The following is a 24,481-nucleotide window of genomic DNA, read 5'->3' on the forward strand; positions in this document are numbered from 1 at the left end:
CCCCCCCCCCCCCGCCCCCCCCCCCCCCCCCCCCCCCCCCCCCCCCCCCCCCCCCCCCCCCCCCCCCCCCCCCCCCCCCCCCCCCCCCGCGCCCGGTCTCGCACCGGGCCCGCGGCTCAGGCGTTGGGGCGGTTGCCGTGGTTGGCGGCGTTGCCCTTGCGCGAGCGGCGCTTGCGGCCTCGCTTGCTCATGAGCTGCTCCTTCCTGCTCGATCGGACCGGCGTCCATGCTCCCACGGGGGGAGGGGGCTCAAGGCCGCGGGGCGCGGCGCCGATGCCTCACCGGTGACGATCACGGAGCAGGCGGCCACCGCCGGCGCGGAGGCGCTCATCACGCCGTACCTGCGCGCTCTCGTGGAGCTGCGCGGCTCGGACCTGCACCTGAAGGCCGGGTCGCCGCCGCGGGTGCGCATCGACGGCCGGCTGCGCGCCCTGCAGGCGCCGCCGCTGACCCCGGAGCTGACCGAGCTGATGCTCGCCCAGGTCCTGCGCGCCGACCTCGTCGAGGAGTTCGCCCGCACCCACGAGGCGGACTTCGCCCACTCCCTGCCCGGGGGCGCGGGCCGCTTCCGCGTCAACGCCTACCGCCAGCGCGGCTCCGTCGGCATGGTGCTGCGCCGGGTCGCCGCCCAGGCCGTACCGCTGTCCGCGCTGGGCGTGCCGCCCGTCCTGGAGCAGCTGGCGCTGGAGCACCGCGGCCTGCTGCTGGTCACCGGGCCGACCGGCTCGGGCAAGACCACGACGCTGGCCGGGATGATCGACCACGTCAACTCCGTGCGCGAGAAGAACATCGTCACCATCGAGGACCCCATCGAGGTCCTGCACACCGACAAGCTGTCGATGATCAGCCAGCGCGAGGTGCGGCTGGACACCGCCGACTTCACCACGGCCCTGCGCGCGGCGATGCGCCAGGACCCCGACGTCATCCTCGTCGGCGAGATGCGCGACCAGGAGACCGTCAAGGCGGCGCTGTCCGCCGCGGAGACCGGCCACTTCGTCATGTCGACGCTGCACACCATCGACGCCGCCGAGACGATCTCCCGCATCATCGACTTCTTCCCCCCGCACGAGCAGAAGCAGGTGCGCCTCGCCCTGGCGGGCTCGCTGCGCGGCATCGTCTGCCAGCGCCTGGTCCCGCGCGCCGACGGGCAGGGCCGCTGCGTGGTCATGGAGGTCTGCGTCAACACCGGCCGCGTCGCCGACGCCATCGCCGACCCCGACAAGACCCACCACATCACCGACCTCGTCCGCGAGGGCGGGTACTACCACATGCAGACCTTCGACCAGCACCTCGTGGCGCTGGTGCGCGACGGGATCGTCACGCTGGAGGACGCCCAGCAGGCGGCGTCCAGCCCGCACGACCTCGCCGTCGAGCTGCGCCGCCTCGGCCTGGTCGCCTGACGCCCGGGCGCCGCTGCTCCCGCGGCGCCGTCCGTCAGCGCCGTCCGTCAGCGCCGGGCGGTGGCGCGCTCGCGGCGCGCCGGCCGGTCGGGCCGCGGGGGCGGGCCGTCCCAGCCGCGGCCGTCGTCCCAGCCCTCGTCCCAGCCGCCGGAGGCGCGGGTGTCCGCGCCCAGCCACCAGGCGAGCGGTCCGAGCAGCGGGGGCAGCAGCAGCAGGGCCAGCCAGAACCAGTCGTCGAGGGCGAGGCCGAGCACCGTGGTCGTCGTCATGCCCCCGAGACTGCCGCCGCGACGGCCGCCCGCCGAGTGGCAGTCCAGCCGATGTCCGCTCACATCCTGCCAACCCGGCGCGGCGGTGGCAGACTCCTGCGCGTGAGCCGGCTGCGGGACGTCGTGGTGGTCGTCGGGGAGGAGTTCTCGGCGTTCGAGTTCTCCATCGCCTGCGAGGTGTTCGGCATCGACCGCACCGAGGACGGCGTGCCGGCCTTCGACTTCGCGGTCTGCTCCGCCACCGGCGACCCGGTCCGCTCCCGGCACGGCTTCAGCCTCACCGCCGAGCACCGCTTCGACCGCCTCGCCAGCGCCGACCTCGTCGTCGTCTCCCCCTCCCGCCCCTTCGAGGGCGCGGCCGCGGACGAGCTGCACCGGCAGCTGCGCGCGGCGCTCGAGCGCGGCGCGCGCGTGGTCAGCCTGTGCAGCGGCGCGTTCACCCTGGCCCGCGCCGGCCTGCTGGACGGCCGCCGCGCGACCACCCACCACCGCTACGCCGCCCGCCTGGCGCGCGAGTTCCCCCTCGTCGACGTCGTCCCCGACGTCCTCTACGTCGAGGACGGGCCCGTCGCCACCTCCGCGGGCACGGCCGCGGGCATCGACCTGTGCCTGCACCTGGTCCGAGAGGCCTTCGGCACCACCGTGGCCACGGCGGTGGCGCGCCGCATGGTCGTGCCCCCGCACCGCGACGGCGGGCAGGCGCAGTTCGTCGAGGCGCCCGTGCGCCCGTGCGCGGACGAGTCGCTGCAGCGGGCCCTGCTGTGGGCGGCGCGCCACCTGGACGAGGAGATCGACGTGGCCGGCTGGGCCCGGCGGGCGGCCATGTCCCCGCGCACCTTCGCCCGCCGCTTCCGCGCCGAGACGGGGGTGACGCCGCACCGGTGGCTGCTGGAGCAGCGCGTCGGCGCGGCCCGCCTGCTGCTGGAGGAGGGCGACGAGGGCGTCGACGAGGTCGCCCGCCGCTGCGGCTTCGGCTCCGCCGCGATGCTGCGCCAGCACTTCCTGCGCCTGGTGGGGACCACGCCCAGCGCCTACCGGCGCGCCTTCCGCGGCCCGCAGCGCGAGCCGGAGCCCGTCGTCCTCACCGCACCGGCCCCCGCGCCCGCCGTCACCGCGCCCCGCGTCCTGGCGCCGGCATGAGGCGCGCCGCGCTGCACGAGCTGTTCCGCGACGTGCACGAGCGCCTGCGCGGGCACGACCTGTGGATCGTCTCCGCCGGCGTCACCTTCTACGCGGCCGTCGCGCTCGTGCCCTCCCTCGTGGTGGGGGTGCGGCTGCTGGCCGCCGCCGTCGGCCCCGACCGCGTCGTGGAGCTGGGGGAGTCGGTGGCGCTCGCGCTGCCCGCCCAGCAGGACGCCGGCGACGTCGTGCGCGCCCTCGTGGCGCAGGCCGTGGGCGTCGGCTGGCTCGCCGCCCTCGTCGCCCTCGTGCCCGCCACCGTCTACGGCGAGGGCCTGCGCCGCGGGTTCACCCGCGTCAGCGTCCGCCGCGACGAGCCGGCCCCCGAGCCGCTGCACGGGCGGGTCGGGGCGTGGAAGGTGCGGGCGCTGGCGGTTCCGCTGCTGCTGCTGTCGCCGCTGGGCCTCCTCGCCGTCCTGGAGGTGGCGCCGCTGCTGGCGCGGCTGTTCGGCACCGGCGGCGCCTGGCGCACCGCCCTGGCCGTGTACGTGGCCCTCAACGTCGACTGGCTGGTCGTCTCGCCGATCCTCGTCTACGTCTACCGGGTGCTCAGCCCGCGCCGGCCCGGCTGGCGCGCCTGCGTGTGGGGCGGGTACGCCACCGGGGCGTTCGTCTCGGGGTTCCTGCAGGGGTTCGTGCTGTTCCTCAGCATCCCCGTCGACCTCGGCGCCCCCTTCGGCGGGTTCACCCAGGTCGGCGCGGCCGTCGCGGTCTGCCTGTGGCTGTGGGTGTTCACCGCGCTGACCGTCTACGGCTACGCCGTCACGCTGGAGCTGGACCGCCGCGGCGGCTCGCCGTTCACCTTCCTGCGCGCGGGCGCCGGCAGCGGTCCCGGGTCGTCCGTGCCCGGGACCGGCCGCGGCGTCCCCAGCCGCGGCTGAGGCTCACAGCCGGAACTGGCGCACCTCGGCGTCCAGGTCGCCGGCCACCTGGCCCAGCTCGGTGACGGCCTCGCGCACGGCGCTGACCTGCGTCGTGGTGCCCGCGACGGCCTCGGCGGTGCCCGCCAGCGCCGTCGCGATGCCGCCGGAGCGCTCGGCCGCCTCCTGCAGCGTCCCGCTGACCGAGGTCGTCGTGGCCAGCTGCTCGGCGACGGCGGAGGCGATGGTGGCCTGCATCTCGTCGACCTGCGCGATCGTCGTGGAGATCTGCGCGATGTCCGCGCGCACCGCCGCGGCCTCCGCCTGCACCGCCGTCAGCGTGGGGGCGATCTCCTCGGTGGCCTGCGCCGTCTGGCGGGCCAGCTCCTTGACCTCCTCGGCGACCACGGCGAACCCGGCGCCGGCCTCGCCCGCGCGGGCCGCCTCGATGGTGGCGTTCAGGGCCAGCAGGTTGGTCTGCGCGGCGATCGCGGTGATCTGGCGCAGCACGTCGGCGATGGCCTGCGAGGAACCGCCGAGGCGCTCGACCGTGCCGGTGGCCGCGTGCGCCAGCTGCACGGCCTCCCCGGCCACGACCGTCACCGAGCTGGTGGTGGAGGACACGTCGTCGGCGGCCGCGCGCAGCTGCTCCACGGCGGCGGAGACCTCGTGCACGCCGCCCGAGACGCCGGTGGCGTCGCCGGCGACCTGCCCGATGCGCGCCGACGTCGAGCCGGCCGTGGCGGCCAGGCGCCCGCTGGCGCCGTCCAGCACGCCCGCGGTCCCCGTGACGCGCTCGGCGCCGCGGCGCATGGCGGTCACGGCCTCGCGCATGGCGCGCACCGCGGCGTCCAGGGCCCGGCTCATCGCGCCGATCTCGTCACCGGCGGCGGCCTCGCGCTCGTCGTGCGCGTCCACGGACAGGTCGCGCTCGGCCACGCGGGTCAGGACGCTCGTCAGCCGGACCAGGCGGCGCACCAGCGTGCGCGCCAGCAGCGCGATGACGACGGCCATCAGGGCGGCGACCGCCAGGCCGGTGAGGACGGTGGTGCGCACCAGCGCCGCGCCGCCGCTCTCCACGCGGTCGGTGACGGCGGCGGTGTCCGCGGCGGGCAGCCAGCTGGTGACGACCCACGAGTACGGCTTGTACGCCGAGACGCCGACGGTCTGCTCGCCGCCGGGCAGCCGGACGGCGGTGGTGGTGAACTCGCCTTCGTCCAGGCCCGCGGCCAGGTCGAGGACCTCCTGCACGTAGGGCTCGCCGTCGGCGTCCACGGCCTCCAGCATGTCCTGCCCGTCGCGGGCGCCCTCGGGCGCGACGACGGCCTGCCCGCGGGTGGCCTGCGCGGAGGAGAAGACGGCGTAGCCGCCGCTGGCGCCGACGGTCGCCTCCGCCAGGCGCGCGCGCAGGTCGGCCGTGACCTCGTCCTGCGGCAGGCCGACGAAGACGGCGCCCACGACGTCGCCGCCGACCACCAGCGGCGCGTAGACGGTGACGTACTGGCGGTCCACGACCGTGGCGGTGCCGCGGTACGTCTCGCCGGCCGTGAGGGCGGCGACCACGGCGTTGGGGGAGCCGTCGGCCGCGGTGGCGGGGATGTAGGTGCCGATGGCGCGCGAGCCGTTGGCGCCGACCACGGTGGTCGCCACCCGCAGCATGTCGCCGGCCTCGTTCATCCGCTGGAAGACGGTCGTCACGGCGCCGGTCAGGCGCACGGCCTCGTCCAGCCCGGGCACGGTGGCGGCCGGGTCGGACACCTGGCCCAGCCAGGTGTCGCCATACTGCAGGCGCGGCAGCGTGACCTGCGCGGCCTCCTTGGTCACCTGGTTCGTCGCCGTCCAGGTCACCGGCTCCCCGGTGCGCACGGGGCCCAGCGCCGCCAGGCGGTCCTCGGTGACGCGCAGGTCGCCGTCGAGCATCGTCTGCACCGTCTCGGCCTGCGTCGTGACGGTCGCCAGGACCTGCTCGCCCGCGTCGTGCAGGGAGCGCTCGGACATGGCGCGCACGTCCCCGGCCGCACCGGAGGCCAGGTCGCCGACCTGCCAGGCGGTCAGGGCGCTGAGCAGCCCGGCGGTCACCACCACGGCGCCCACCCCGGGCAGCAGCAGCTGCGCGCGCAGGGAGCGGGGACGGAACCTGCTGGACACGAGGGGGACCTCCGGCGTGCTGTCGGGCGCGCCCGGACAGGGGCGCTCAGGGCCTCCATCGGCAGCGGCACCCGGGACCTTCAGCCCTGGTGCCGGCGCCGTCCCCGCCCCGCGGGTCCCCGGGGCCCACCGGTCAGTCCCGGTGCTCGCCCGTGCGACCGTCGATCAGCTCGCGGACCACGTCGGCGCGCCCGGCGTGCCGGGCGGCCTCCTCGACCACCTGCACGAGGACCCGGCGCAGCGTCACCGGCTCGCCGCCGGGGGTGGTGCCCCGGTCGGTGACCTTCAGCTCGGCCAGCACGGCGTCGGCGTCGCGGCGGGCGTCGGCGTAGTAGGCCAGCACGCCCTCGCGGGTCTCCCACGGGTGCACGCGCCAGTCGGCGTGCGGGTCCTCCGGCGGGGTCGGCACCTCGCGCGAGGGCCGGCCGAAGGCGGCGCAGCACCAGCGGTACTCCACCGAGGCCAGGTGCTTGACGAGCGAGAGCAGGCTCAGCCCGGACGGCAGCACGGGCCGGCGCACCTGCTCGTCGTCCAGGTCCTCCAGCTTCCACAGCAGGGCGTCGCGGTGGCGGTCCAGGCTCGCCGTCAGCGTCTTCTTCTCCCCGGCCGTCAGGGGCACGCGCGAGGACGCGGCGGGCGCGGGGGGCTGGGAGGTCGTGGCAGGCACGGGGACACGCTAACGGCCCGCGCACCGGGGCGGCCACGCTCGCGGCCCGCCGGTGCTCAAGGTGCCACCGGCGTGCGCCGATCGGGTGACGTCCGGGCGGTCCCCGCCCGGGTGCACCGAGCAGCGGGGGAGACGATGACGGCACGGGCCGCCAGTGCGACGACGAGCGCGACGACGGGCGCGGCGAGGGGCGCGACCAGAGCGACCGGGGGCGCGGGCGCGGCCGGGGGATCCGGCGGCCCCGGCGCGGCCCGGCGGCGGCGCTTCGCCGACCGCTCCCTCGGCACCAAGATCACCGCCCTGGTCGCGCTGTGCGTGGCCGTGGGCGCCGTCGTCCTCGGGGCGGGCCTGTGGGGCCTGGACGGGGTCAGCGGCCGCGCCGCCGCCGTGTACGAGGACGCGCTGCTGCCCGCCGCCGACCTCGCCGGCGTGCGGGCGGCCGCCCTGGAGTCCCAGCGCGACCTGGCCAACCTCGCCCTGGCCGAGGACGAGGTCGCCGTCGAGGACCTGACGCGGCGGCTGGCCGCCGTCGACGGCGAGCTCGACGCCCTCGTCGCCGACCTGTCCGCGCGCGAGCTGTCCGGTGAGCAGCGCGCGGCGCTGCGCGAGTTCAGCACCTGGTGGGGCAGCTACCGCGACGTGCGCGACGACTTCCTCGTGCCGCTGGCCCAGCAGGGCGAGCGCGCCGCCTTCCAGGAGCTGTACCTGGGCAACACCGCCATCCTGGCCGCGAACGCGACGAAGTCGCTGGACGTCCTCGACGAGCTGGGGGAGCGGGCCGGTGCGGCCTCGGCCGCGGCCGCCCAGGACACCGTCGCCCGCGCCCGCCTGGCGATGGTCGTGGCGCTGCTCGCCGGGGCGGCCGTGGCCGTCGTCCTGGCGCGCGTCATCGCCGCGCACGTCGTGCGCCCCCTGCGCGCGGTGCGCGACGCGCTCGCGCGCCTCGCCGAGGGCGACCTGACCTCCGCCGCGGCCGTCGACCAGCGCGACGAGGTCGGCCAGATGGCCGCCGCCCTGGACGTGGCCACCGCCAGCATGCGCCGCACCGTCTCCGCCCTGGCCGGCGACGCCACCACCCTGGCCTCCGCCGCCGAGGAGCTGACCGCCACCAGCCGCACCATCGCCGACGGCGCCGGCGCCGTCTCCGGCCGGGCCGCCGACGTCGCCGGGGTCGCCGGCGGGGTCAGCGACCACATCGCCGGCGCGGCCGCCGGCACCGAGGAGATGGGCGTGGCGATCCGCGAGATCTCCGCCAACGCCGCCCGCGCCTCCGAGGTCGCCGGCGAGGCCGTCTCGATCGCCACCACGACGGCGGGCACGATGAGCGCCCTGGGCCGCTCCTCCGCCGAGATCGGCACCGTCGTCAAGACGATCACCTCCATCGCCGAGCAGACCAACCTGCTGGCGCTGAACGCCACCATCGAGGCCGCCCGCGCCGGCGAGTACGGCAAGGGCTTCGCCGTCGTGGCCGGCGAGGTCAAGGAGCTGGCCCAGCAGACCGCCCGCGCCACCGACGACATCGCCCAGCGCGTGGTCGCCATCCAGGCCGACGTCGACGAGGCGGTGGCCGCCATCGGCAGCATCACCGGCGTCATCGGCGACATCAGCGACTACCAGGGCACCATCGCGGCCGCCGTGGAGGAGCAGGCCGCCACCACCCAGGAGCTGTCCCGCAGCGTCGGCGACGTCTCCCGCGGCGCCACCGACATCGCCACCGCCATCGACGCCGTCGCCCGCGCGGCCTCGGTCACCGGCACGGGCGCGGCCGACTCCGAGCGCGCCGTGCGCGAGCTCGCCGCCATGGCCTCCCGCATGACCGCCTCCGTCGCCCGCTTCCGCTACTGACGCGCCCAGGAGCACACCCCGTGGACACCTCGAAGACCCCGAAGACCGAGCAGACCCCCACCGCCCCCGCCCGCCGCCGCCGCGCCGCGAGCGCGCTGGCCGGCGCCGCGCTGGCCGCGCTGGCCCTGACCTCCTGCGGCGGCGACGCCGCCGGCACCAGCGCGGCCCCGGCCGCCGGGCAGGCCGCCGCGGACGGCGCCGGGCACCGCGTCGCCTTCCTCGTGCCGGACTCCTCGCTGCGCTTCGTCGGCGTGGACGCCCCGCACTTCGCCGTCCGCCTCGCCCAGCGCTGCCCGGCCTGCACGGTCGACGTGCTGCGCGCCGGCGACCAGGCCGAGCAGAACGCCCAGGCCGAGCAGGCGCTCGCCGACGGCGCCGACGCCCTCGTCGTCGTCGCCGTCAACGGCGAGGAGGCCGCGCCGCTGGCGCAGGCCGCCGCCCGCGACGACGTGCCCGTCGTCGCCTACGACCGGTTCCTGCCCGACGCGCCGCTGGACCTGTACACCTCCTTCGACGGCGGGGCCGTCGGCACGCTGGGCGGGCAGGCGATGCTGGACGCGCTCGGGGAGGACGCCGGCCGGGGCGTGGTGCTGTGGCTCAACGGCGACCGCACCGACAACAACGCGGGCCTGTTCGCGGCCGGCGCGCACGCCATCCTCGACGGGCACGTGCAGGTGCTCGAGGAGCACTACGTCGACAACTGGAGCGCTGACGAGGCCCGCGCCGTCACCGAGCGGGCCCTGGCGGACCTCGACGGCCGCCGCCTCGTGGGCGTCTACACCGCCTACGACGGCCTGGCCGCCGGGGCGCTGAAGGCCCTGGACGCCGCCGGCCTGCCGCCGGTGCCGATGACCGGCCAGGACGCCGAGGTCGCCGCGCTGCAGCGGATCCTGGCCGGCACCCAGACGATGACGGTCTATAAGGACCTGCCGGGCCTGGCCCGCACGACCGCCGACCTCGTCCTGGACGTGCTGGAGGGCCGGCCCGTCGAGACGACGGGGACGACGCCGGGCACGACGCCCGACGGGCCCGGCGCGGTCCCGACCGTGCTGCTGCAGCCGCAGGCCGTGGACCGCGCCTCGATCGCCTCGACCGTCCTGGCCGACGAGTTCACCACCGTCGACGCGCTGTGCGCCGGCGCGGCCAGCCGCTCGTGCGTCGAGGCGGGCATCACCGGCTGACGCGCGCGCCGCTCAGCCTTCGTCGCCCGAGCGCACCCGGGCCAGGAACGCCCGGGTGCGCTCGTGCCGCGGGGCGCCGATGACCTGCTCGGGCGTGCCGCGCTCGACGACGACCCCGCCGTCCATGAAGACGACCTGGTCGGCGACCTCGCGGGCGAAGGCGACCTCGTGGGTGACGACGACCATCGTCGTGCCGTCGGCGGCCAGCTCGCGCATGACCTGCAGGACCTCCCCGACCAGCTCCGGGTCCAGCGCCGAGGTCGGCTCGTCGAACAGCATGAGCTTGGGCTGCATGGCCAGCGCCCGCGCGATCGCGACGCGCTGCTGCTGCCCGCCGGACAGCTGCGCCGGGTAGTTGCCGACCCGGTCGGCCAGCCCGACGCGCTCCAGCAGGGCCAGCGCGCGCCGCTCGGCGTCCGCGCGCTTCTCCCGGCGCACCAGGCACGGGGCCTCGACGACGTTCTCCAGCGCCGTCATGTGCGGGAAGAGGTTGAAGCGCTGGAAGACCATGCCGATGTCGCGGCGCTGCGCGGCGATCTGCTTGTCGGTCATCCGGTGCAGGCGGCCGCCGCGCTCCAGCAGCCCGACGAGCTCGCCGTCCACCCGCAGCCAGCCGCCGTCGATGCGCTCCAGGGCGTTGACGCAGCGCAGGAACGTCGTCTTGCCCGACCCGGACGGCCCGAGCAGGCAGACGACCTCCCCGGCGTGCACCTGCAGGTCGACGCCCTTGAGGACCTCGGTGTGGCCGAAGGACTTCGAGACGTTGACGGCCTCGACCAGCGGGCGGCTCACTTGGCGCCCCCCGGGCCCAGGGCCACCCCGGCCGCGGCCGGGCGGGCGGCGGCCTGGCCGCCGAACCCGCGCCCGAACCGCTTCTCCAGGAAGTGCTGGCCGACCATGAGCACGCTGGTCAGCACGAGGTAGTACAGGACGGCCGCCGACAGCGCCGGCAGCACCTGGTAGGTGCGGCCGCTGATCTGGGTGACCTGGTAGAAGAGCTCCAGCGTCACCGGCAGCGCCGACAGCAGCGAGGTGTCCTTCATCATCGCGATGAGCTCGTTGCCGGTGGGCGGCACGATGACGCGCATCGCCTGCGGCAGCACGACACGGCGCATCGACTGCCGCTTCGTCATCCCCAGCGCCTCGGCGGCCTCGTGCTGGCCGCGGTCCACGCTGAGCAGCCCGGCGCGCGCGATCTCGGCCATGTAGGCGGCCTCCGACAGCCCGAGGGCCAGGACGCCGCCGGCGTACCCGCCGAGCAGGCGGTAGATCGTCGCCTGGTCGAGGTTCAGGAAGCGCAGCTCCGGCGTGCCGAGCGCGTCGGTGAGCAGGAAGTCGAACGGCACCCCGAACGACAGGCCGCCGGCGAACAGCGCGCCCAGGCTGCCGGTGAACGTCAGCAGCACGTAGCGGGGCACCGAGCGGAAGAACCACGTGTACACCCACGCCGCCCCCGACAGCAGGGGGTTGTCCGACAGGCGCATCACGGCCAGCACGACGCCCAGGCCCACGCCGATGACCATCGCCAGCACCGTCATCAGCAGCGTGCCGAGCAGCACGCCGCGGATGACCGCGGTCTGGTTCATCACCTCCAGCGTGAACGCCCAGTCGAACGCCGGGTTCGTCACGAGCAGGTGCACGAGCATCGCCACGAGGACGGCGATGACGGCCAGCGCCACCCACCGCCACGGGTGGCGCACCTCGACGGCGTCGACCGCCCCGGGGCGCCCGGCGTCGGCCGGGTGCTCCGGGGCGCTCGCGCCCGGCTCGGCGGTCACGACGCCGGGTTGACCGGGAACTCGTCGACGGCGCCGTCCTGCGCGCCCCAGGCCTCGACGGCGGCGTCGTAGGCGCCCTCCTCGGCGATCGCCTGCAGCGCCCGGGAGATCGCCTCGGCGGTGTCCGTGCCCTCCAGCGGGACGACGATGCCGTAGGGGGCGGCGTCGTAGATGTCGCCGGCCAGCTCCAGGCCCTCGGTCTGCTGCACGGCGTAGGCGGTGACGGGGGAGTCGGCGAGCATCGCCTGCACGCGGCCCTGGGCCAGCGCCGCGGCCGCGTCCTGCTGGGAGCCGAAGGGGACGACGTCGATCGCCGGCTGTCCCGCGTCGGCGCACGCCTGCTGGCGGGCGGGCAGGTCGTCGTCGGCCTGGGTGGTGCCGCTCTGCACGGCGACGCTGGCCCCGCACGCGTTCTCGGGGTCGATCCCGTCGGGGTTGCCCTCGCGCACGGCCCACTGGGTGCCGGCGTTGAAGTACTGGACCATGTTCACCTGCTGCAGCCGCTCGGCGTTGATGGTGAACGAGGAGATCGCCGCGTCGTAGCGGTTGCCCTGCACGCCGGTGATGAGGGTGTCGAAGCCGGCGTTCTCGTAGCGCGCCTCGACGCCCAGCTTGGCGGCCACGGCGTCCATGAGGTCGATGTCCATGCCGACGACCTCCTGGCCCTGCAGGAACTCGTTGGGCGCGTACTCGGCGTTGGTGCCCACGCGCAGCACGCCGGAGTCCTGCACGGACTGCGGCAGCATCGCGGTCAGCGCGGGGTCGGCCTCGACGGTCGCGGCGGGCGTGGCGCCGCCGGTGGCGGCACCGCCCTGCGGGGCCCCGGACAGCGAGTCGGACCCGCAGCCGGTCAGGACGAGGGCACCGGCGGCCAGCGAGCCGGCGGTGGCCAGCAGCGAGCGGCGGGTGGCGCTGCGGGTGGTGGAGCTGGAGCGGACGGGCACGAGGGGTCCTCCCGGACGGCGGCACGAGCGAGCACAGTCTGAACCACGGGCGACGCGCGGGTGGACGGGGTGCGCGCACGACGGGGCCGGTGTCACGCGGTGTTCACACGCGCGCGGGCGGTGGTCGCGCCGGGTGCCGGGGCGACCACCGCCCGTCACGTGGTGGAGCGGGTCAGGGCTGCGGCACGCCCAGCCAGTCGTACCAGCCGCTGTGCAGCACCAGCCACGCCACGAGCCCGTACCCGGCCTGGCCGGGGTGCACGCCGTCGGAGGCCGCCAGGTCGGCGAACCAGTCCTCGTGCTCCGACAGCGGGGTCCAGGTGTCCACGTACGCCACCCGCCGGCGCGCGCACACGTCGGCGAACGCGTCCGCGAGGTCGGCGATCCGGTCGTTGCGCTCGGCGTCGGCCACGGGCGTGGGGCCCACGACCAGGGTCGGCAGGCCGCGCGCCTCGCACTCGTCGAGGACGTTGGCGAGGTTCAGGCGGCTGCGCGCCAGCGACGTGCCGGCGTCCAGGTCGGCGTGGCCCAGGCCCACGACGAGGCGGTGCTCGTCACCGCCGGCGAAGCGGCGGGCGGTCTCCTCGCGCCAGCGGGCGTTCAGGTCGGTGGTCGTCTCCCCGGGCACGCCCAGCGGGAACATCGTCACGTCGCGGTCCTCGCGGGGGGTGCGGGCCGAGACGCGGCCCACCCAGCCCAGGGCGCGCGGGTCGCCGACGCCCGTCACGAACTCGTCGCCCACCAGGCACACGCGCACGTCGTAGCGGCCGTTCACTGGTTCTCCTCGCGCACGTGCGGGTGCTCCTCAGGCTCGTCGGGGTGCGACGGCCGAGGATAGTCGTCCGCGCGGCCCGCCCGGTGCGGACGTGACCCGGTCGCCGCGGCCCGCCCGCGCTCAGTCCGCGACGAGCGCGCCGACGTCCAGGACCAGGCGCGCCGGGCCGGCGTCCAGCTCCACCTCGCCCGCGGCGGCCTCCAGCACGCGGGTGGGCCGGAACGCGCCGTCGTCGAGCACCAGCGTGGTCAGGGTCCGCTCGCGCGGGTCGACGACCCAGTACCGCGGCAGGCCCACCTGCGCGTACTTCGTCATCTTCAGCAGCAGGTCGTCGCGGCGGTTCGTCGAGAGGACCTCGACCACGAGCGCGGGCGTGCCGGTGAACCGCTCCTCACCGGTCACGGCGGCCCGCTCGTAGACCATGACGTCCGGCACGAACGCGTCGGCGCCGGGCTTCCACTCCCACGCGCTGATCACCTCGTGCCCCTCGGGCAGCACCGCCGCCACGGCCGAGGTGAGGACGTGGCGGATCCGCTGGTGGCGGCGGGTCGGGGAAGGGCTCACGAGCAGGTGCCCGTCGACGTACTCGACACGGGAGTCCTCCGGCAGGGCGGCGTACTCGTCCCAGCTCAGCGCGCGCTCGCGACCGGTCGTCGCCGTCACCGCCGGCACCTCCCCGCGCTCACCACGCCCGCCACGCTCACCGTCGCCGCCAGCGTACGACGCCCCCGGCACCGCGCGCGGGTACCGGGGGCGTCGTCGTGCGGACGCGGGGGTCAGCGGGTGAAGGCCCGCTCGGCCAGGTCCTTCTGCTCCGCCTGGTGCCGCTTGGCCGAGCCGACCGCGGGGGAGGCGGAGGCCGGGCGGGAGACCAGCTCCAGCTTCGAGCCCAGCTCCTTCCACAGGCCCAGGGCCACGTGCTGCCAGGCGCCCTGGTTGGCCGGCTCCTCCTGCACCCACACCAGCTCCGCGTCGTAGCGGCCGGTGACCTCGCGGATGCGGTCCACGGGCAGCGGGGCCAGCTGCTCGACCCGCACGATCGCGGTGGTGCGGTCGCCGCGGCGGGTCCGCTCGGCGGCCAGGTCGTAGTAGACCTTGCCCGAGCACAGCAGCACCCGGGTGACCTCCGCCGGGTCCAGGCCGGCCACGTCGTCCACGACCGGCTCGAAGGTGCCGGAGGTGAAGTCCTCCACCGCCGACTGCGCGGCCTTCAGCCGCAGCATCGACTTCGGCGTGAACACCACCAGCGGTGTGCGCGGGCGCGCGTACGCCTGGCGGCGCAGCAGGTGGAAGTAGCTCGCCGGGGTCGAGGGCACCGCGACCGTCATGTTGTCCTCGGCGCACATCTGCAGGAAGCGCTCGATGCGGCCGGAGGAGTGGTCCGGGCCCTGGCCCTCGTAGCCGTGCGGCAGCAGCAGCACGACGGAGGAGCGCTGGCCCCACTTCTGCTCGCCGGAGGTGATGAACTCGTCGATGACGGTCTGCGCCCCGTTGAAGAAGTCGCCGAACTGCGCCTCCCACAGGACCAGCGCGTCGGGGCGCTCCACCGAGTAGCCGTACTCGAAGCCCATCGCCGCGTACTCGCTCAGCAGCGAGTCGTAGATCCAGAACTTCGCCTGCTCTTGCGTGAACTCGGGGTCGCCGGAGTTCTTGCCCAGGTACAGCAGCGGCGTCCACTCCTCGCCGGTGACCCGGTCGGTGAGGACGGCGTGGCGGGAGACGAACGTGCCGCGGCGCGAGTCCTGCCCGGCCAGGCGCACCGGGGTGCCCTCCAGCAGCAGCGAGCCGAAGGCCAGCAGCTCGCCCCAGCCCCAGTCGATGCCGCCCTCGCGCGACATCTGCTCGCGCTTGTCCAGCAGCTGGCGCAGCTTGGGGTGGACGGTGAAGCCCTCCGGCGGGTTCGCCTGCACGCGGCCGATGTGGGCGATGACGTCCTTGCCGACGGCCGTGTCCACGGAGCGGTCGGCGGCCTGCTCGTCGGCCTCCTGCGCGCTGGGCTTCTCCAGCCCGCCGCGGCTGTCGCCGTCACCGCCGGCGCTGCCGCCGTCGCCCTTGGTCTCGGCGAACGCGCGCTCCAGCTGGGCGGAGTAGTCGCGCAGCGCCTCCTCGGCGTCCTCGACGGAGATGTCGCCGCGGCCGATGAGCTGCTCGGTGTAGCTCTTGCGGACGCTGCGCTTCTTCTCGATGAGGTTGTACATCAGCGGCTGCGTCATCGACGGGTCGTCGCCCTCGTTGTGGCCGCGGCGGCGGTAGCAGACCATGTCGATGACGACGTCCTTGTCGAACGCCTGCCGGAACTCGAACGCCAGCTGCGCCACCCGCACGCACGCCTCGGGGTCGTCGCCGTTCACGTGGAAGATCGGCGCCTGGATCATCCGGCCCACGTCGGTGCAGTACACCGACGAGCGCGCCGAGGCGGGCGCCGTGGTGAACCCGACCTGGTTGTTGATGACCACGTGCACCGTGCCGCCCGTGCGGTACCCGCGCAGCTGCGACAGGTTCAGCGTCTCGGCGACCACGCCCTGCCCGGCGAACGCCGCGTCGCCGTGCAGGAGCACCGGCAGCACGGGGAACGACTTGCCGGCCAGGTTGATGCGGTCCTGCTTGGCGCGCGCCACGCCCTCCAGCACCGGGTTGACGGCCTCCAGGTGCGAGGGGTTGGCGGCGACGTAGACCTTGGTCCGCTCGCCGTCCTCGCCCGTGAAGGTGCCCTCGGTGCCCAGGTGGTACTTCACGTCGCCCGAGCCCTGCACCGTCCGCGGGTCCTGCTGGCCCTCGAACTCGCGGAACACCTGCGAGTAGCTCTTGCCCGCGATGTTCGTCAGGACGTTGAGCCGGCCGCGGTGGGCCATGCCCAGGCAGACCTCGTCCAGGCCGTTCGTCGCGGCCCGCGACAGCAGCGCGTCCAGCAGCGGGATGACGCTCTCGCCGCCCTCGAGGCTGAAGCGCTTCTGCCCCACATACTTCGTCTGCAGGAACGTCTCGAACGCCTCGGCGGCGTTCAGGCGGCGCAGCACCCGCAGCTGCTCGGCCGCGCTGGGCTTGGCGTACGGGCGCTCCACGCGCTCCTGGATCCAGCGGCGCTGCTCGGGGTCCTGGATGTGCATGTACTCGATGCCGACGGTGCGGCAGTAGGAGTCGCGCAGGACGCCGAGGACGTCGCGCAGCTTCATGTGCGCCTTGCCGCCGAACCCGCCGGTGGGGAACTCGCGGTCGAGGTCCCACAGCGTCAGCCCGTGCGTCTCGATCTCGAGGTCGGGGTGCACGCGCTGGCGGTACTCCAGCGGGTCGGTGTCGGCCATGAGGTGACCGCGCACCCGGTAGGCGTGGATCAGCTCGACGACGCGGGCCGTCTTGTTGATCTGGTCGTCGTGCGAGATGGAGATGTCCGGCGTCCAGCGGATCGGCTGGTACGGGATGTGCAGCGACTGGAAGACCCGGTCGTAGAAGCCGTCCTCGCCCAGCAGCTTCTGGTGCACGATCCGCAGGAACTCGCCGGACCCGGCGCCCTGGATGATGCGGTGGTCGTAGGTGGAGGTCAGCGTGAGGACCTTGCTGACCGCCAGGCGGGTCAGCGTCTCCTCGCTGGCGCCCTGGTACTCGGCCGGGTACTCCATCGCCCCGACGCCGATGATCGCGCCCTGGCCCTTCACCAGCCGCGGCACCGAGTGGACCGTGCCGATGGTGCCGGGGTTGGTCAGGCTGATCGTCACGCCGGAGAAGTCGTCGGCCGTCAGCTTGCCGGCGCGGGCGCGGCGCACCACGTCCTCGTAGGCGGCCCAGAACTCGGCGAAGTCCTTGGTGTCGGCCTCGCGCACGCCGGGCACCATGAGCTGGCGGGAGCCGTCCGGCTTGGGCAGGTCGATGGCGATGCCGAGGTTGACGTGCGCCGGCTGCAGCACCGCCGGCTTGCCGCCCTCGAGGGTGTAGGCGGCGTTCATCGACGGCATCTGCCCCAGCGCCTCGACCACGGCGAAGCCGATGAGGTGCGTGAAGGAGACCTTGCCGCCGCGCGCGCGCTTGAGGTGGTTGTTGATGACGATGCGGTTGTCCACCAGCAGCTTGGCCGGCACGGCCCGCACGCTCGTGGCCGTGGGGACCTCGAGGCTGGCCTCCATGTTGGTGACCACCCGCGCGGCCGGGCCGCGCAGCTTCTCCACGCGGTCGGTGGCCGGGGCCTGCTGCGCCGCGGGCGCCTGGGCGGGCACCGGACCGCGGCCGGCCGCGGCGGCCGGGGCGGCGGCGTCGGCCGGGCGCGGGGCGCGCGTGCCCGGGGCGGGCGCGGGGGCCGGGGCCGGCTGCGTGCCGCCGGGCTTGGAGGGGGCCGCGGGCGCCGGCGGCGGCGCGGAGGCGCGCGGCGCGGCGGGCTGCACCGCGGCGGGCTGCGCGGGCCGCTGCTCCTGCTGGGGCGCCGGGGCGGGGCGCTCGGCGGCGGCCGTGCCCTCGGACCCGCTCGCGCCGTTGCGGCGGGCGCCGTGCCCGTCGGCGACGTGCCCGCCCGCGCCGTCCCCGTCGCGCTGGTGGTCGCGCTGGTGGGAGGTGGTGCGCCCGGCCGGGTTGTCCGCGGGGGCGTAGTCCGCGAAGAAGTCCCACCACGCCTCGTCGACCGAGTGCTTGTCCCGCTTGTACTGCTCGTACAGCTCGTCGACGAGCCACTCGTTCGGGCCGAACGTGGAGAGCTTGTCCTCGTGGGGCGAGGGCTGGTGAGGCACGGCGGTGTCGCCTTCTTCCTCGAGAGGTCGGACTTGGCGGGCGCGCCTCCACCCTATCCCCGCCGCACCTCACCGGGCCCCCGGGCCGCCCGCGCCGCCGCGGTCGCCGACGAGACGTGGCTCACTACCCGTGACGGCGCCAGCACCCGGCGCAGCGGGCGCGCCGGGTCGCGCCGACGCGTCCCGGTGAGGGCTCAGACGCCGTCCGCGGGGTCCGCCGGCAGGTGCACGTCGATGCGGCAGCCGCCCTCCGGCGGCGTGGGCGCCACCCGGATCGTGCCCCCGTGCAGCTGCACCGCCCAGCGCGCGATCGCCAGGCCCAGGCCCGTGCTGCCGCCCGTGCGCGAGCTGCCCCGCTGGAAGCGCTCGAACACCCGCTCCCGGTCGGCGTCGGGGATCCCCGGGCCCTCGTCCTGCACCGAGACCCGCACCACGCTGCCCAGCGCGCGCGCCGAGACCGTCACCGTCCCGCCCGCCGGCGAGTGCCGCGAGGCGTTGTCCAGCAGGTTGGCCACCACCTGGTGCAGCCGCGCCGAGTCGGCGCTGACCGTCAGCCCCGGCGGCACCACGTCCACCGCGAACGTCACCTCGCGCCCCGTCATCGACATCGCCCGCGTGGCCTGCTGCAGGAAGGGGCCCAGCGCGACGTCCTCGCGGTCCAGCGCCACCGCGCCCGCGTCCAGGCGCGAGAGGTCCAGCAGCTGCTCCACGAGCCGCGCCAGCCGCTCCGTCTGCGCCAGCGCCGTGCCCAGCGTCTCCCGGTCCGGTTCCGTCACCCCGTCCACGAGGTTCTCCAGCACCGCGTGCAGCGCCGAGACCGGCGTGCGCAGCTCGTGGCTGACGTTCGCCACCAGCTCCCGGCGCTCGCGGTCCACCGCGCCCAGGTCCTCGGCCATCCGGTTGAAGGCGTGCGCCAGCTCGCCCACCTCGTCGCGGCTGGTCGCCCGCACGCGGCGCGAGTAGTCGCCCGTGGCCATCGCCCGCGCGGCCGCGGTCATCTCCCGCAGCGGCGAGGTCATCCCGCGGGCCAGCAGCTGCGTGAGGACCAGCGCCAGCACGATCGAGACCGGCAGCGTGTACCGCGGCCCGATGCCCTGGTGCAGCGCCTGCCACACGAACAGGGCCGCCACGGTGACCGTCGCGCCCACCAGCAGCGCCAGCTTCGTCTTCAGCGAGTGCACCGGGTCCAGCGGCCGCACGTCCTGCCAGGCGCGCCGCGCGCCCGCCGCCCGGGAGGCCGCCGCCCGCGCCGCCCCCGCGGCCCCGGTCAGCGGGATCGGGCCGGTCAGGCCCGTGCCCTCGCGGGCGGCCCGCTCGCGCGCGCCCTCGTGGGGGTGGTCGTGGGTGCGGTCGTCGCGGGTCGTCCGGTCGTGCGTCACCCGGTGGTCCCGTCGCCGGCCGGCTCGAACGCGTAGCCGACGCCGTGCACCGTGCGCACGAGGTCGGCCCCCAGCTTGCGGCGCAGCGCCTTCACGTGGCTGTCCACGGTCCGCGTGCCCGACGCGTCGGCCCAGTCCCACACGTCCTCGAGCAGCTTCTCGCGCGTGAGCACCGTGCGCGGGGAGCCGGCCAGGCACACCAGCAGGTCGAACTCGGTGGGCGTCAGGTGCACCTCGGTGCCGGCGCGCCGCACCCGCCGCTGGTCGCGGTCGACGACCAGCTCGCCGTCGGCCACGGGGAAGACGAGGGTCCCGGCCGCGGCCGGGGTGCCCACCAGCTGGCGGGCGCGCTCGACGCGGCGCACCAGCGCGTTCACCCGCGCGACCAGCTCGCGCATCGAGAACGGCTTGGTCATGTAGTCGTCGGCGCCCACGCCCAGGCCGACGAGCTTGTCCGTCTCGTCGTCGCGCGCCGTGAGCATGAGGACCGGCACCGGCCGCGCGGCCTGCACCCGCCGGCACACCTCCAGCCCGTCGAAGCCCGGCAGCATGACGTCCAGGACCACCACGTCGGGCGAGACGCGCTCGCACAGCTCCACCCCGCCGGGGCCGTCCGCCGCCGTCTCCACGACGTAGCCCTCCGCGCGCAGGCGGCGCGCCACCGCGTCGGCGATCGTCGGCTCGTCCTCGACGACGACGGCCGTGCGTCCCGCGGCGCCCTCGCCGGCGCCGCGGGGGGGTGCGGGAGTGCTGCCGGTGCTCATGGGCCGAAGCCTAGGCCGCGGCGCCGGGCGCGGCCGGGGACGAGGCCGCCGCGCGCACCGATCCCCCCACGCCCTCCACAGGACCCGTCCAGCCCCCTCCCGGCCGGGGTCCGGCACGTCCGGCGGGGCCCCGCGCGCGCCGGCGCCGCCTACCCTCCAGGGGTGCGATTCCTCGACGGTCAGCGGCCGGCCACCGACCTCACCTACAACGACGTCTTCCTGGCGCCGTCGCGGTCGGCGGTGACCTCCCGCCTGGACGTGGACCTGACCAGCGGCGACGGCACCGGCACCACCGTGCCCGTCGTGGTCGCCAACATGACGGCCGTCTCCGGCCGGCGGATGGCCGAGACCGTCGCCCGCCGCGGCGGGATGGCGGTGCTGCCGCAGGACCTGCCCCTGGACGTGGTCGCCGAGGTCGTCGGCTGGGTCAAGGAGCGCCACCCCGTCTTCGAGACGCCCGTCGTGCTGCACCCGACCGACACCGTGCACGACGCGATGAACCTCATGCCCAAGCGCTCGCACGGCGCGGCCGTCGTCACCGACGCCTCCGGCGCGGTCGTCGGCGTCGTCACCGCGGCCGACTGCGCGGACGTCGACCGCTTCACCCAGGTGCACGCCGTCATGAGCCCCTCGCCCGTCACGCTCGACGCCGACCTGCTCGAGCGCGACGGCAGCGTGCACCGCGACGGGCTCGAGGCCGCCTTCGACCAGCTGCACACCTCCCGGCGCCGCTTCGCCCCCGTCGTGCGCGACGGCCTGCTCGTCGGGGCCCTGACCCGCCGCGGCGCGCTGCGCTCGACCGTCTACGCGCCCGCCCTGGACGCCGGCGGCCGGCTGCGGATCGCCGCCGCCGTCGGCATCAACGGCGACGTGGCCGGCACCGCGAAGGCCCTGCTGGCCGCCGGCGTGGACGCCCTCGTCGTCGACACCGCCCACGGGCACCAGGAGAAGACGCTGGAGGCCCTGGCGGCCGTGCGCGGGCAGGACCCGCGGGTGCCCGTCGTCGCCGGCAACGTCGTCACCGCCGCCGGCACCCGCGACCTGCTGGCCGCCGGCGCCGACATCGTCAAGGTCGGCGTCGGCCCCGGCGCCATGTGCACCACCCGGATGATGACCGGCGTGGGGCGCCCGCAGTTCTCCGCCGTCCTGGAGTGCGCCGCCGCGGCCCGCGAGGCCGGCGGGCACGTGTGGGCCGACGGCGGGGTCCGCCACCCGCGCGACGTCGCGCTCGCGCTGGCCGCCGGGGCCAGCCAGGTCATGGTCGGCTCCTGGTTCGCCGGCACCCACGAGAGCCCCGGCGACCTGGCCGTCGACGCCGACGGGCGCCCCTACAAGGAGAGCTTCGGCATGGCCTCCGCGCGCGCCGTCGCCGCCCGCACCCGCGCCGACTCCCCGTTCCAGCGGGCCCGCAAGGGGCTGTTCGAGGAGGGCATCTCCTCCTCGCGCATGCACCTGGACCCGCAGCGGCCCGGGGTGGAGGACCTGCTGGACCAGATCACCTCCGGCGTGCGCTCGGCCTTCACCTACGTCGGGGCCCGCACGGTCGCCGAGTTCGCCGAGCGGGCCGTCGTCGGCCTGCAGTCCGCCGCCGGCTACGACGAGGGACGCCCGCTGCCCGCCGGCTGGTGACCCCCTGCCGACTCCCGGCGCGCTCGCCACCCCTCACGACGGCGGGAGGGGTGGCGAGCGCGCCAGGAGTCGTCCGGGACCGGCCGCGTCCCTATGCTCGTGCCCGCCATGAGCTCATCTGCCGGGCCGCGCGGCGGCCCCACCCCCGGCACCCCCGCAGGACGCGGCGGCAGCGGCTGCGGCCGGCCCGCGCACCCGCCCCGGAGGCGCGGGTGACCGAGTGGCTCCTGCTGGGCGCCGGTGTCCTGCTGACCCTGGGCACCGCGGTCTTCGTCGCCGCCGAGTTCTCCTTCGTCACCCTGGACCGCTTCGCCGTGGAGAACGCCGCCCGCGGCGGCGACCGGCGCGCGGCCGGGGTGCTGCCCGCGCTGAGCAGCCTGTCGACCCAGCTGTCCGGCGCCCAGGTCGGCATCACCCTGACCACCCTGCTGCTCGGCTACCTCGTCGAGCCGTCCCTGGCGACGCTGCTGCGCGGCCCGCTCGGCGCGCTGGGCCTCGGCCCCGCGCTGACGGGCACCGTCGCCGTCACCGCCTCCGTCGTGCTGGCCGCGGCCTTCTCGATGGTCGTCGGGGAGCTGGTGCCCAAGAACCTCGCCCTGTCCGTGCCGCTGGGCACCGCGCGCGTCGTGGCCCCCCTGCAGCGCGGCTTCACCTGGGTGATCTCCCCGCTCATCACCGTGCTCAACGGCAGCGCCAACCGCTTCCTGCGCGCGGTGGGCGTCGAACCGCAGGAGGAGCTGTCCGGCGCCCGCTCGGCGCGCGAGCTGGCCGCGCTCGTGCGCCGCTCCGCCGACCTGGGCACCCTCGACCTCGGCACCGCCACCCTGCTCAGCCGCACCCTCGTCTTCGGCGACCAGACCGCCGCCGACGTCATGACCCCGCGGGTGCGCACGCAGTCGCTGCGCCACGACGAGACCGCCGCCGACGTCGTCGCCCGCGCCCGCGCCACGGGGCACTCGCGCTTCCCCGTGACCGGAGAGGACCTCGACGACGTCCTCGGCGCGGTGCACGTGAAGTCCGCGGTGGCCGTGCCGCCCGAGCGGCGCGCCGAGGTGCCGGCGGCCGCGCTGATGGCCGAGGTGCGCCGCGTGCCCGACACCCTGCGCCTGGACCCGCTGCTGCTGCAGCTGCGCCAGAAGGGCCTGCAGCTGGCCGTCGTCGTCGACGAGTACGGCGGCACGGCCGGCGTGGTGACGCTGGAGGACCTCGTGGAGGAGATCGTCGGCGACGTCGCCGACGAGCACGACCGCGACCGCGGGGGGCTGCGCCGGCACCGCGACGGCTCCTGGACGGTCCCGGGCCTGGCCCGCCCCGACGAGGTGCGCGCGGGCACCGGCGTGGACGTGCCCGACGCCCCCGCCTACGAGACGCTCGGCGGCTTCGTCATGGCCCGGCTGGGGCGCGTGCCGGCCGTGGGCGACGAGGTCGCCGTCGGCCAGGACGCGTTCCTGCGCGTGGTGCGGATGGAGGGCCGGCGCGTGGAGCGGCTGCGGCTGCGGCTGCGGGCCCCCGCCGCGGCGGGCGTCCCCGCGCCGCCGGAGCCGGTCGCGGCCGTGCCCGCGCCCGGGCCGGGCGCGGCGCCCGCGGTGACCCCGGAGGCCTCGCCCGCGGTGGACCCGGCCCGGGCGTCCGGGCCCGCGGCGCGGCGGCGCGCGCACCGGCGGGCCGCCGAGCGCGCCGCCGCCCGGCGCGCGGCGGGCGGCGAGGGTGACGGCGAGGGTGACGGCGGGGGGCGGGACGGGACCTCCCGGCCCGCCGGTGAGCGGGGGGTGCGCCGGTGAGCTCCGAGGTCTCCCTGCTCGTGGCGGTCCTGCTGCTGCTGGGCAACGCCTTCTTCGTCGGCGGCGAGTTCGCCGTCCTGTCCGCGCGGCGCAGCCAGGTCGAGCCGCTGGCCGCCACCTCGGCCCGCGCCCGCAGCGCGCTGGCCGCCATGGAGCACGTCTCGCTGATGCTGGCCCTGTGCCAGCTGGGGGTGACGCTGTGCTCGCTGGGGCTGGGCGCCGTGGCCGAGCCGGCCGTCGCGCACCTGCTGGAACCCGCCTTCGAGGCCGCCGGGGTGCCCGAGGGCCTCGTGCACCCGGTGTCCCTCGCGCTCGCCCTGACGATCGTCGTCTACCTGCACGTCGTCGTCGGGGAGATGATCCCCAAGAACCTCAGCATCGCCGGGCCCGACCGCGCCGTGCTGGCGTTCGCGCCGCCGCTGGTGGCCCTCGGCCGCGTCCTGGGCCCCGTCGTGCGGGCCCTGAACGCGGTGACGAACGCGCTGCTGCGGCTGGCGGGGGTCGAGCCGAAGGACGAGGTGGCCAGCGCCTTCACCGTCGAGGAGGTGCAGTCGATCGTCGCCGAGAGCCGCCGCGAGGGGACGCTGCAGGACACCCAGGGCCTGGTGGCGGGGGCGCTGGAGTTCTCCGACCGCAGCGTCGGGGAGATCGCCGTCCCGCTGGACGAGCTGCGCACGCTGCCGCCGGGCGCCAGCCCCGCCGACGTGGAGGCCCTCGTGGCGCGCACGGGGTTCAGCCGCTTCCCCGTCGCCGACGCCGACGGCGACCTGCACGGCTACCTGCACCTGAAGGACGTGCTGTACGCCGACCCCGCCGAGCACCCCGAGCGCTACGAGCGGCCGGTGCCGGACAAGCGGGTGCGCCCGCTGGGGACGCTGGCCGAGGACGAGGAGGTCGAGGACGCGCTGGCCTCGATGCGGCGCACCGGCTCGCACCTGGCGCGCGTGGTCGACGGCCGCGGCCGGGTGACGGGGGTCGTCTTCCTCGAGGACGTCATCGAGGAGCTGGTCGGCGAGGTCGCCGACGCCACCCAGCGCGCCGACGTCGCGCTGCGCGCGCGGGGCTGACGCCCGCCGCGCGCGGGGCTGACGCGCCGGGCGCCCCGGGTAGGGCGCCCCGGGCGCTACCTCATCGGCGGGCCAGGCGCCCGCCCCTGGGGGGTTTGGGGCG

The 24,481-nt window shown here is 76.1% G+C and carries 20 protein-coding genes; 8 read left to right on the top strand and 12 right to left on the bottom strand.

The genetic code is table 11. The features are described from left to right. Positions 1–116 precede the first annotated feature (116 nt). Positions 117–191, bottom strand: coding sequence for a 50S ribosomal protein bL37 (locus tag AB8M62_RS20105; RefSeq protein WP_371863679.1), 75 nt, complete (start codon positions 189–191; stop codon positions 117–119). A 93-nt stretch (positions 192–284) separates the two neighbouring features. Here AB8M62_RS20105 and AB8M62_RS18685 point away from each other — a divergent pair, with 93 nt between their 5' ends. Further along, positions 285–1,400, top strand: a complete 1,116-nt coding sequence (locus AB8M62_RS18685; protein WP_369070534.1) for a type IV pilus twitching motility protein PilT — start codon at positions 285–287, stop codon at positions 1,398–1,400. 47 nt (positions 1,401–1,447) lie between these two features. Here AB8M62_RS18685 and AB8M62_RS18690 read toward each other — a convergent pair whose 3' ends face one another. Continuing rightward, entirely contained in the window at positions 1,448–1,669 is a 222-nt protein-coding gene (locus tag AB8M62_RS18690) for a hypothetical protein (RefSeq protein WP_369053705.1), read from the bottom strand. Positions 1,670–1,720: 51 nt separating this feature from the next. On the opposite strand from AB8M62_RS18690, the gene AB8M62_RS18695 reads away from it, so the two are divergent. Both AB8M62_RS18695 and AB8M62_RS18700 read left to right on the top strand, forming a co-directional pair. Further along, a complete protein-coding gene (locus AB8M62_RS18695; protein ID WP_373695004.1) occupies positions 1,721–2,809 on the top strand; it encodes a GlxA family transcriptional regulator in 1,089 nt (362 codons plus the stop codon). Continuing rightward, the gene (locus tag AB8M62_RS18700) at positions 2,806–3,729 is read left to right on the top strand and encodes a YihY/virulence factor BrkB family protein (protein WP_369053708.1); all 924 of its coding nucleotides are present in this window, start codon (positions 2,806–2,808) and stop codon (positions 3,727–3,729) included. Before AB8M62_RS18695 ends, AB8M62_RS18700 begins: the two co-directional genes overlap by 4 nt. Positions 3,730–3,732: 3 nt before the next feature. On the opposite strand, the gene AB8M62_RS18705 is transcribed toward AB8M62_RS18700, so the two are convergent. After that, positions 3,733–5,856: a methyl-accepting chemotaxis protein gene (locus AB8M62_RS18705; RefSeq protein ID WP_369070535.1), complete on the bottom strand. Its 2,124-nt coding sequence runs from the start codon at positions 5,854–5,856 to the stop codon at positions 3,733–3,735. A gap of 133 nt (positions 5,857–5,989) precedes the next feature. Beyond that, the gene (locus AB8M62_RS18710) at positions 5,990–6,523 is read right to left on the bottom strand and encodes a DinB family protein (protein ID WP_369053711.1); all 534 of its coding nucleotides are present in this window, start codon (positions 6,521–6,523) and stop codon (positions 5,990–5,992) included. 135 nt (positions 6,524–6,658) lie between these two features. On the opposite strand from AB8M62_RS18710, the gene AB8M62_RS18715 reads away from it, so the two are divergent. Beyond that, entirely contained in the window at positions 6,659–8,368 is a 1,710-nt protein-coding gene (locus AB8M62_RS18715) for a methyl-accepting chemotaxis protein (protein ID WP_369070536.1), read from the top strand. A 20-nt stretch (positions 8,369–8,388) separates the two neighbouring features. Beyond that, positions 8,389–9,549, top strand: coding sequence for a sugar ABC transporter substrate-binding protein (locus AB8M62_RS18720; protein WP_369070537.1), 1,161 nt, complete (start codon positions 8,389–8,391; stop codon positions 9,547–9,549). A gap of 12 nt (positions 9,550–9,561) precedes the next feature. Here AB8M62_RS18720 and AB8M62_RS18725 read toward each other — a convergent pair whose 3' ends face one another. From AB8M62_RS18725 to AB8M62_RS18760, 8 genes are all read right to left on the bottom strand, one after another. After that, positions 9,562–10,341, bottom strand: coding sequence for an amino acid ABC transporter ATP-binding protein (locus tag AB8M62_RS18725; RefSeq protein WP_369070538.1), 780 nt, complete (start codon positions 10,339–10,341; stop codon positions 9,562–9,564). Then, on the bottom strand, positions 10,338–11,327 hold the full coding sequence (locus tag AB8M62_RS18730) for an amino acid ABC transporter permease (RefSeq protein WP_369053717.1): 990 nt from the start codon (positions 11,325–11,327) through the stop codon (positions 10,338–10,340). The genes AB8M62_RS18725 and AB8M62_RS18730 overlap by 4 nt, the downstream gene beginning before the upstream one ends. Next, a complete protein-coding gene (locus tag AB8M62_RS18735) occupies positions 11,324–12,271 on the bottom strand; it encodes an ABC transporter substrate-binding protein (protein ID WP_369053718.1) in 948 nt (315 codons plus the stop codon). The genes AB8M62_RS18730 and AB8M62_RS18735 overlap by 4 nt, the downstream gene beginning before the upstream one ends. Positions 12,272–12,443: 172 nt before the next feature. Beyond that, entirely contained in the window at positions 12,444–13,046 is a 603-nt protein-coding gene (locus AB8M62_RS18740) for a GDSL-type esterase/lipase family protein (RefSeq protein WP_369053721.1), read from the bottom strand. 120 nt (positions 13,047–13,166) lie between these two features. Beyond that, positions 13,167–13,709 carry a Uma2 family endonuclease gene (locus AB8M62_RS18745; RefSeq protein ID WP_369053723.1) on the bottom strand — a complete coding sequence of 181 codons (543 nt, stop codon included), beginning with the start codon at positions 13,707–13,709 and terminating at the stop codon, positions 13,167–13,169. Positions 13,710–13,822: 113 nt separating this feature from the next. After that, a complete protein-coding gene (locus AB8M62_RS18750) occupies positions 13,823–17,758 on the bottom strand; it encodes a multifunctional oxoglutarate decarboxylase/oxoglutarate dehydrogenase thiamine pyrophosphate-binding subunit/dihydrolipoyllysine-residue succinyltransferase subunit (RefSeq protein ID WP_369053724.1) in 3,936 nt (1,311 codons plus the stop codon). A gap of 194 nt (positions 17,759–17,952) precedes the next feature. After that, entirely contained in the window at positions 17,953–19,029 is a 1,077-nt protein-coding gene (locus tag AB8M62_RS18755; RefSeq protein WP_373695005.1) for a sensor histidine kinase, read from the bottom strand. 104 nt (positions 19,030–19,133) lie between these two features. Then, positions 19,134–19,901 (bottom strand): response regulator transcription factor, encoded by a 768-nt coding sequence (locus AB8M62_RS18760; RefSeq protein ID WP_369053725.1) that lies wholly within the window; start codon positions 19,899–19,901, stop codon positions 19,134–19,136. Between the two features lie 162 nt (positions 19,902–20,063). Here AB8M62_RS18760 and AB8M62_RS18765 point away from each other — a divergent pair, with 162 nt between their 5' ends. From AB8M62_RS18765 to AB8M62_RS18775, 3 genes are all read left to right on the top strand, one after another. Continuing rightward, a complete protein-coding gene (locus AB8M62_RS18765) occupies positions 20,064–21,530 on the top strand; it encodes a GuaB1 family IMP dehydrogenase-related protein (RefSeq protein ID WP_369070539.1) in 1,467 nt (488 codons plus the stop codon). A gap of 212 nt (positions 21,531–21,742) precedes the next feature. Beyond that, positions 21,743–23,311: a hemolysin family protein gene (locus tag AB8M62_RS18770; RefSeq protein WP_369053728.1), complete on the top strand. Its 1,569-nt coding sequence runs from the start codon at positions 21,743–21,745 to the stop codon at positions 23,309–23,311. Then, positions 23,308–24,378, top strand: coding sequence for a hemolysin family protein (locus tag AB8M62_RS18775; protein ID WP_369053730.1), 1,071 nt, complete (start codon positions 23,308–23,310; stop codon positions 24,376–24,378). The genes AB8M62_RS18770 and AB8M62_RS18775 overlap by 4 nt, the downstream gene beginning before the upstream one ends. Positions 24,379–24,481 lie beyond the last annotated feature (103 nt).

It is taken from the genome of Kineococcus terrestris (assembly GCF_041020755.1).
Lineage (GTDB): Bacteria > Actinomycetota > Actinomycetes > Actinomycetales > Kineococcaceae > Kineococcus > Kineococcus terrestris.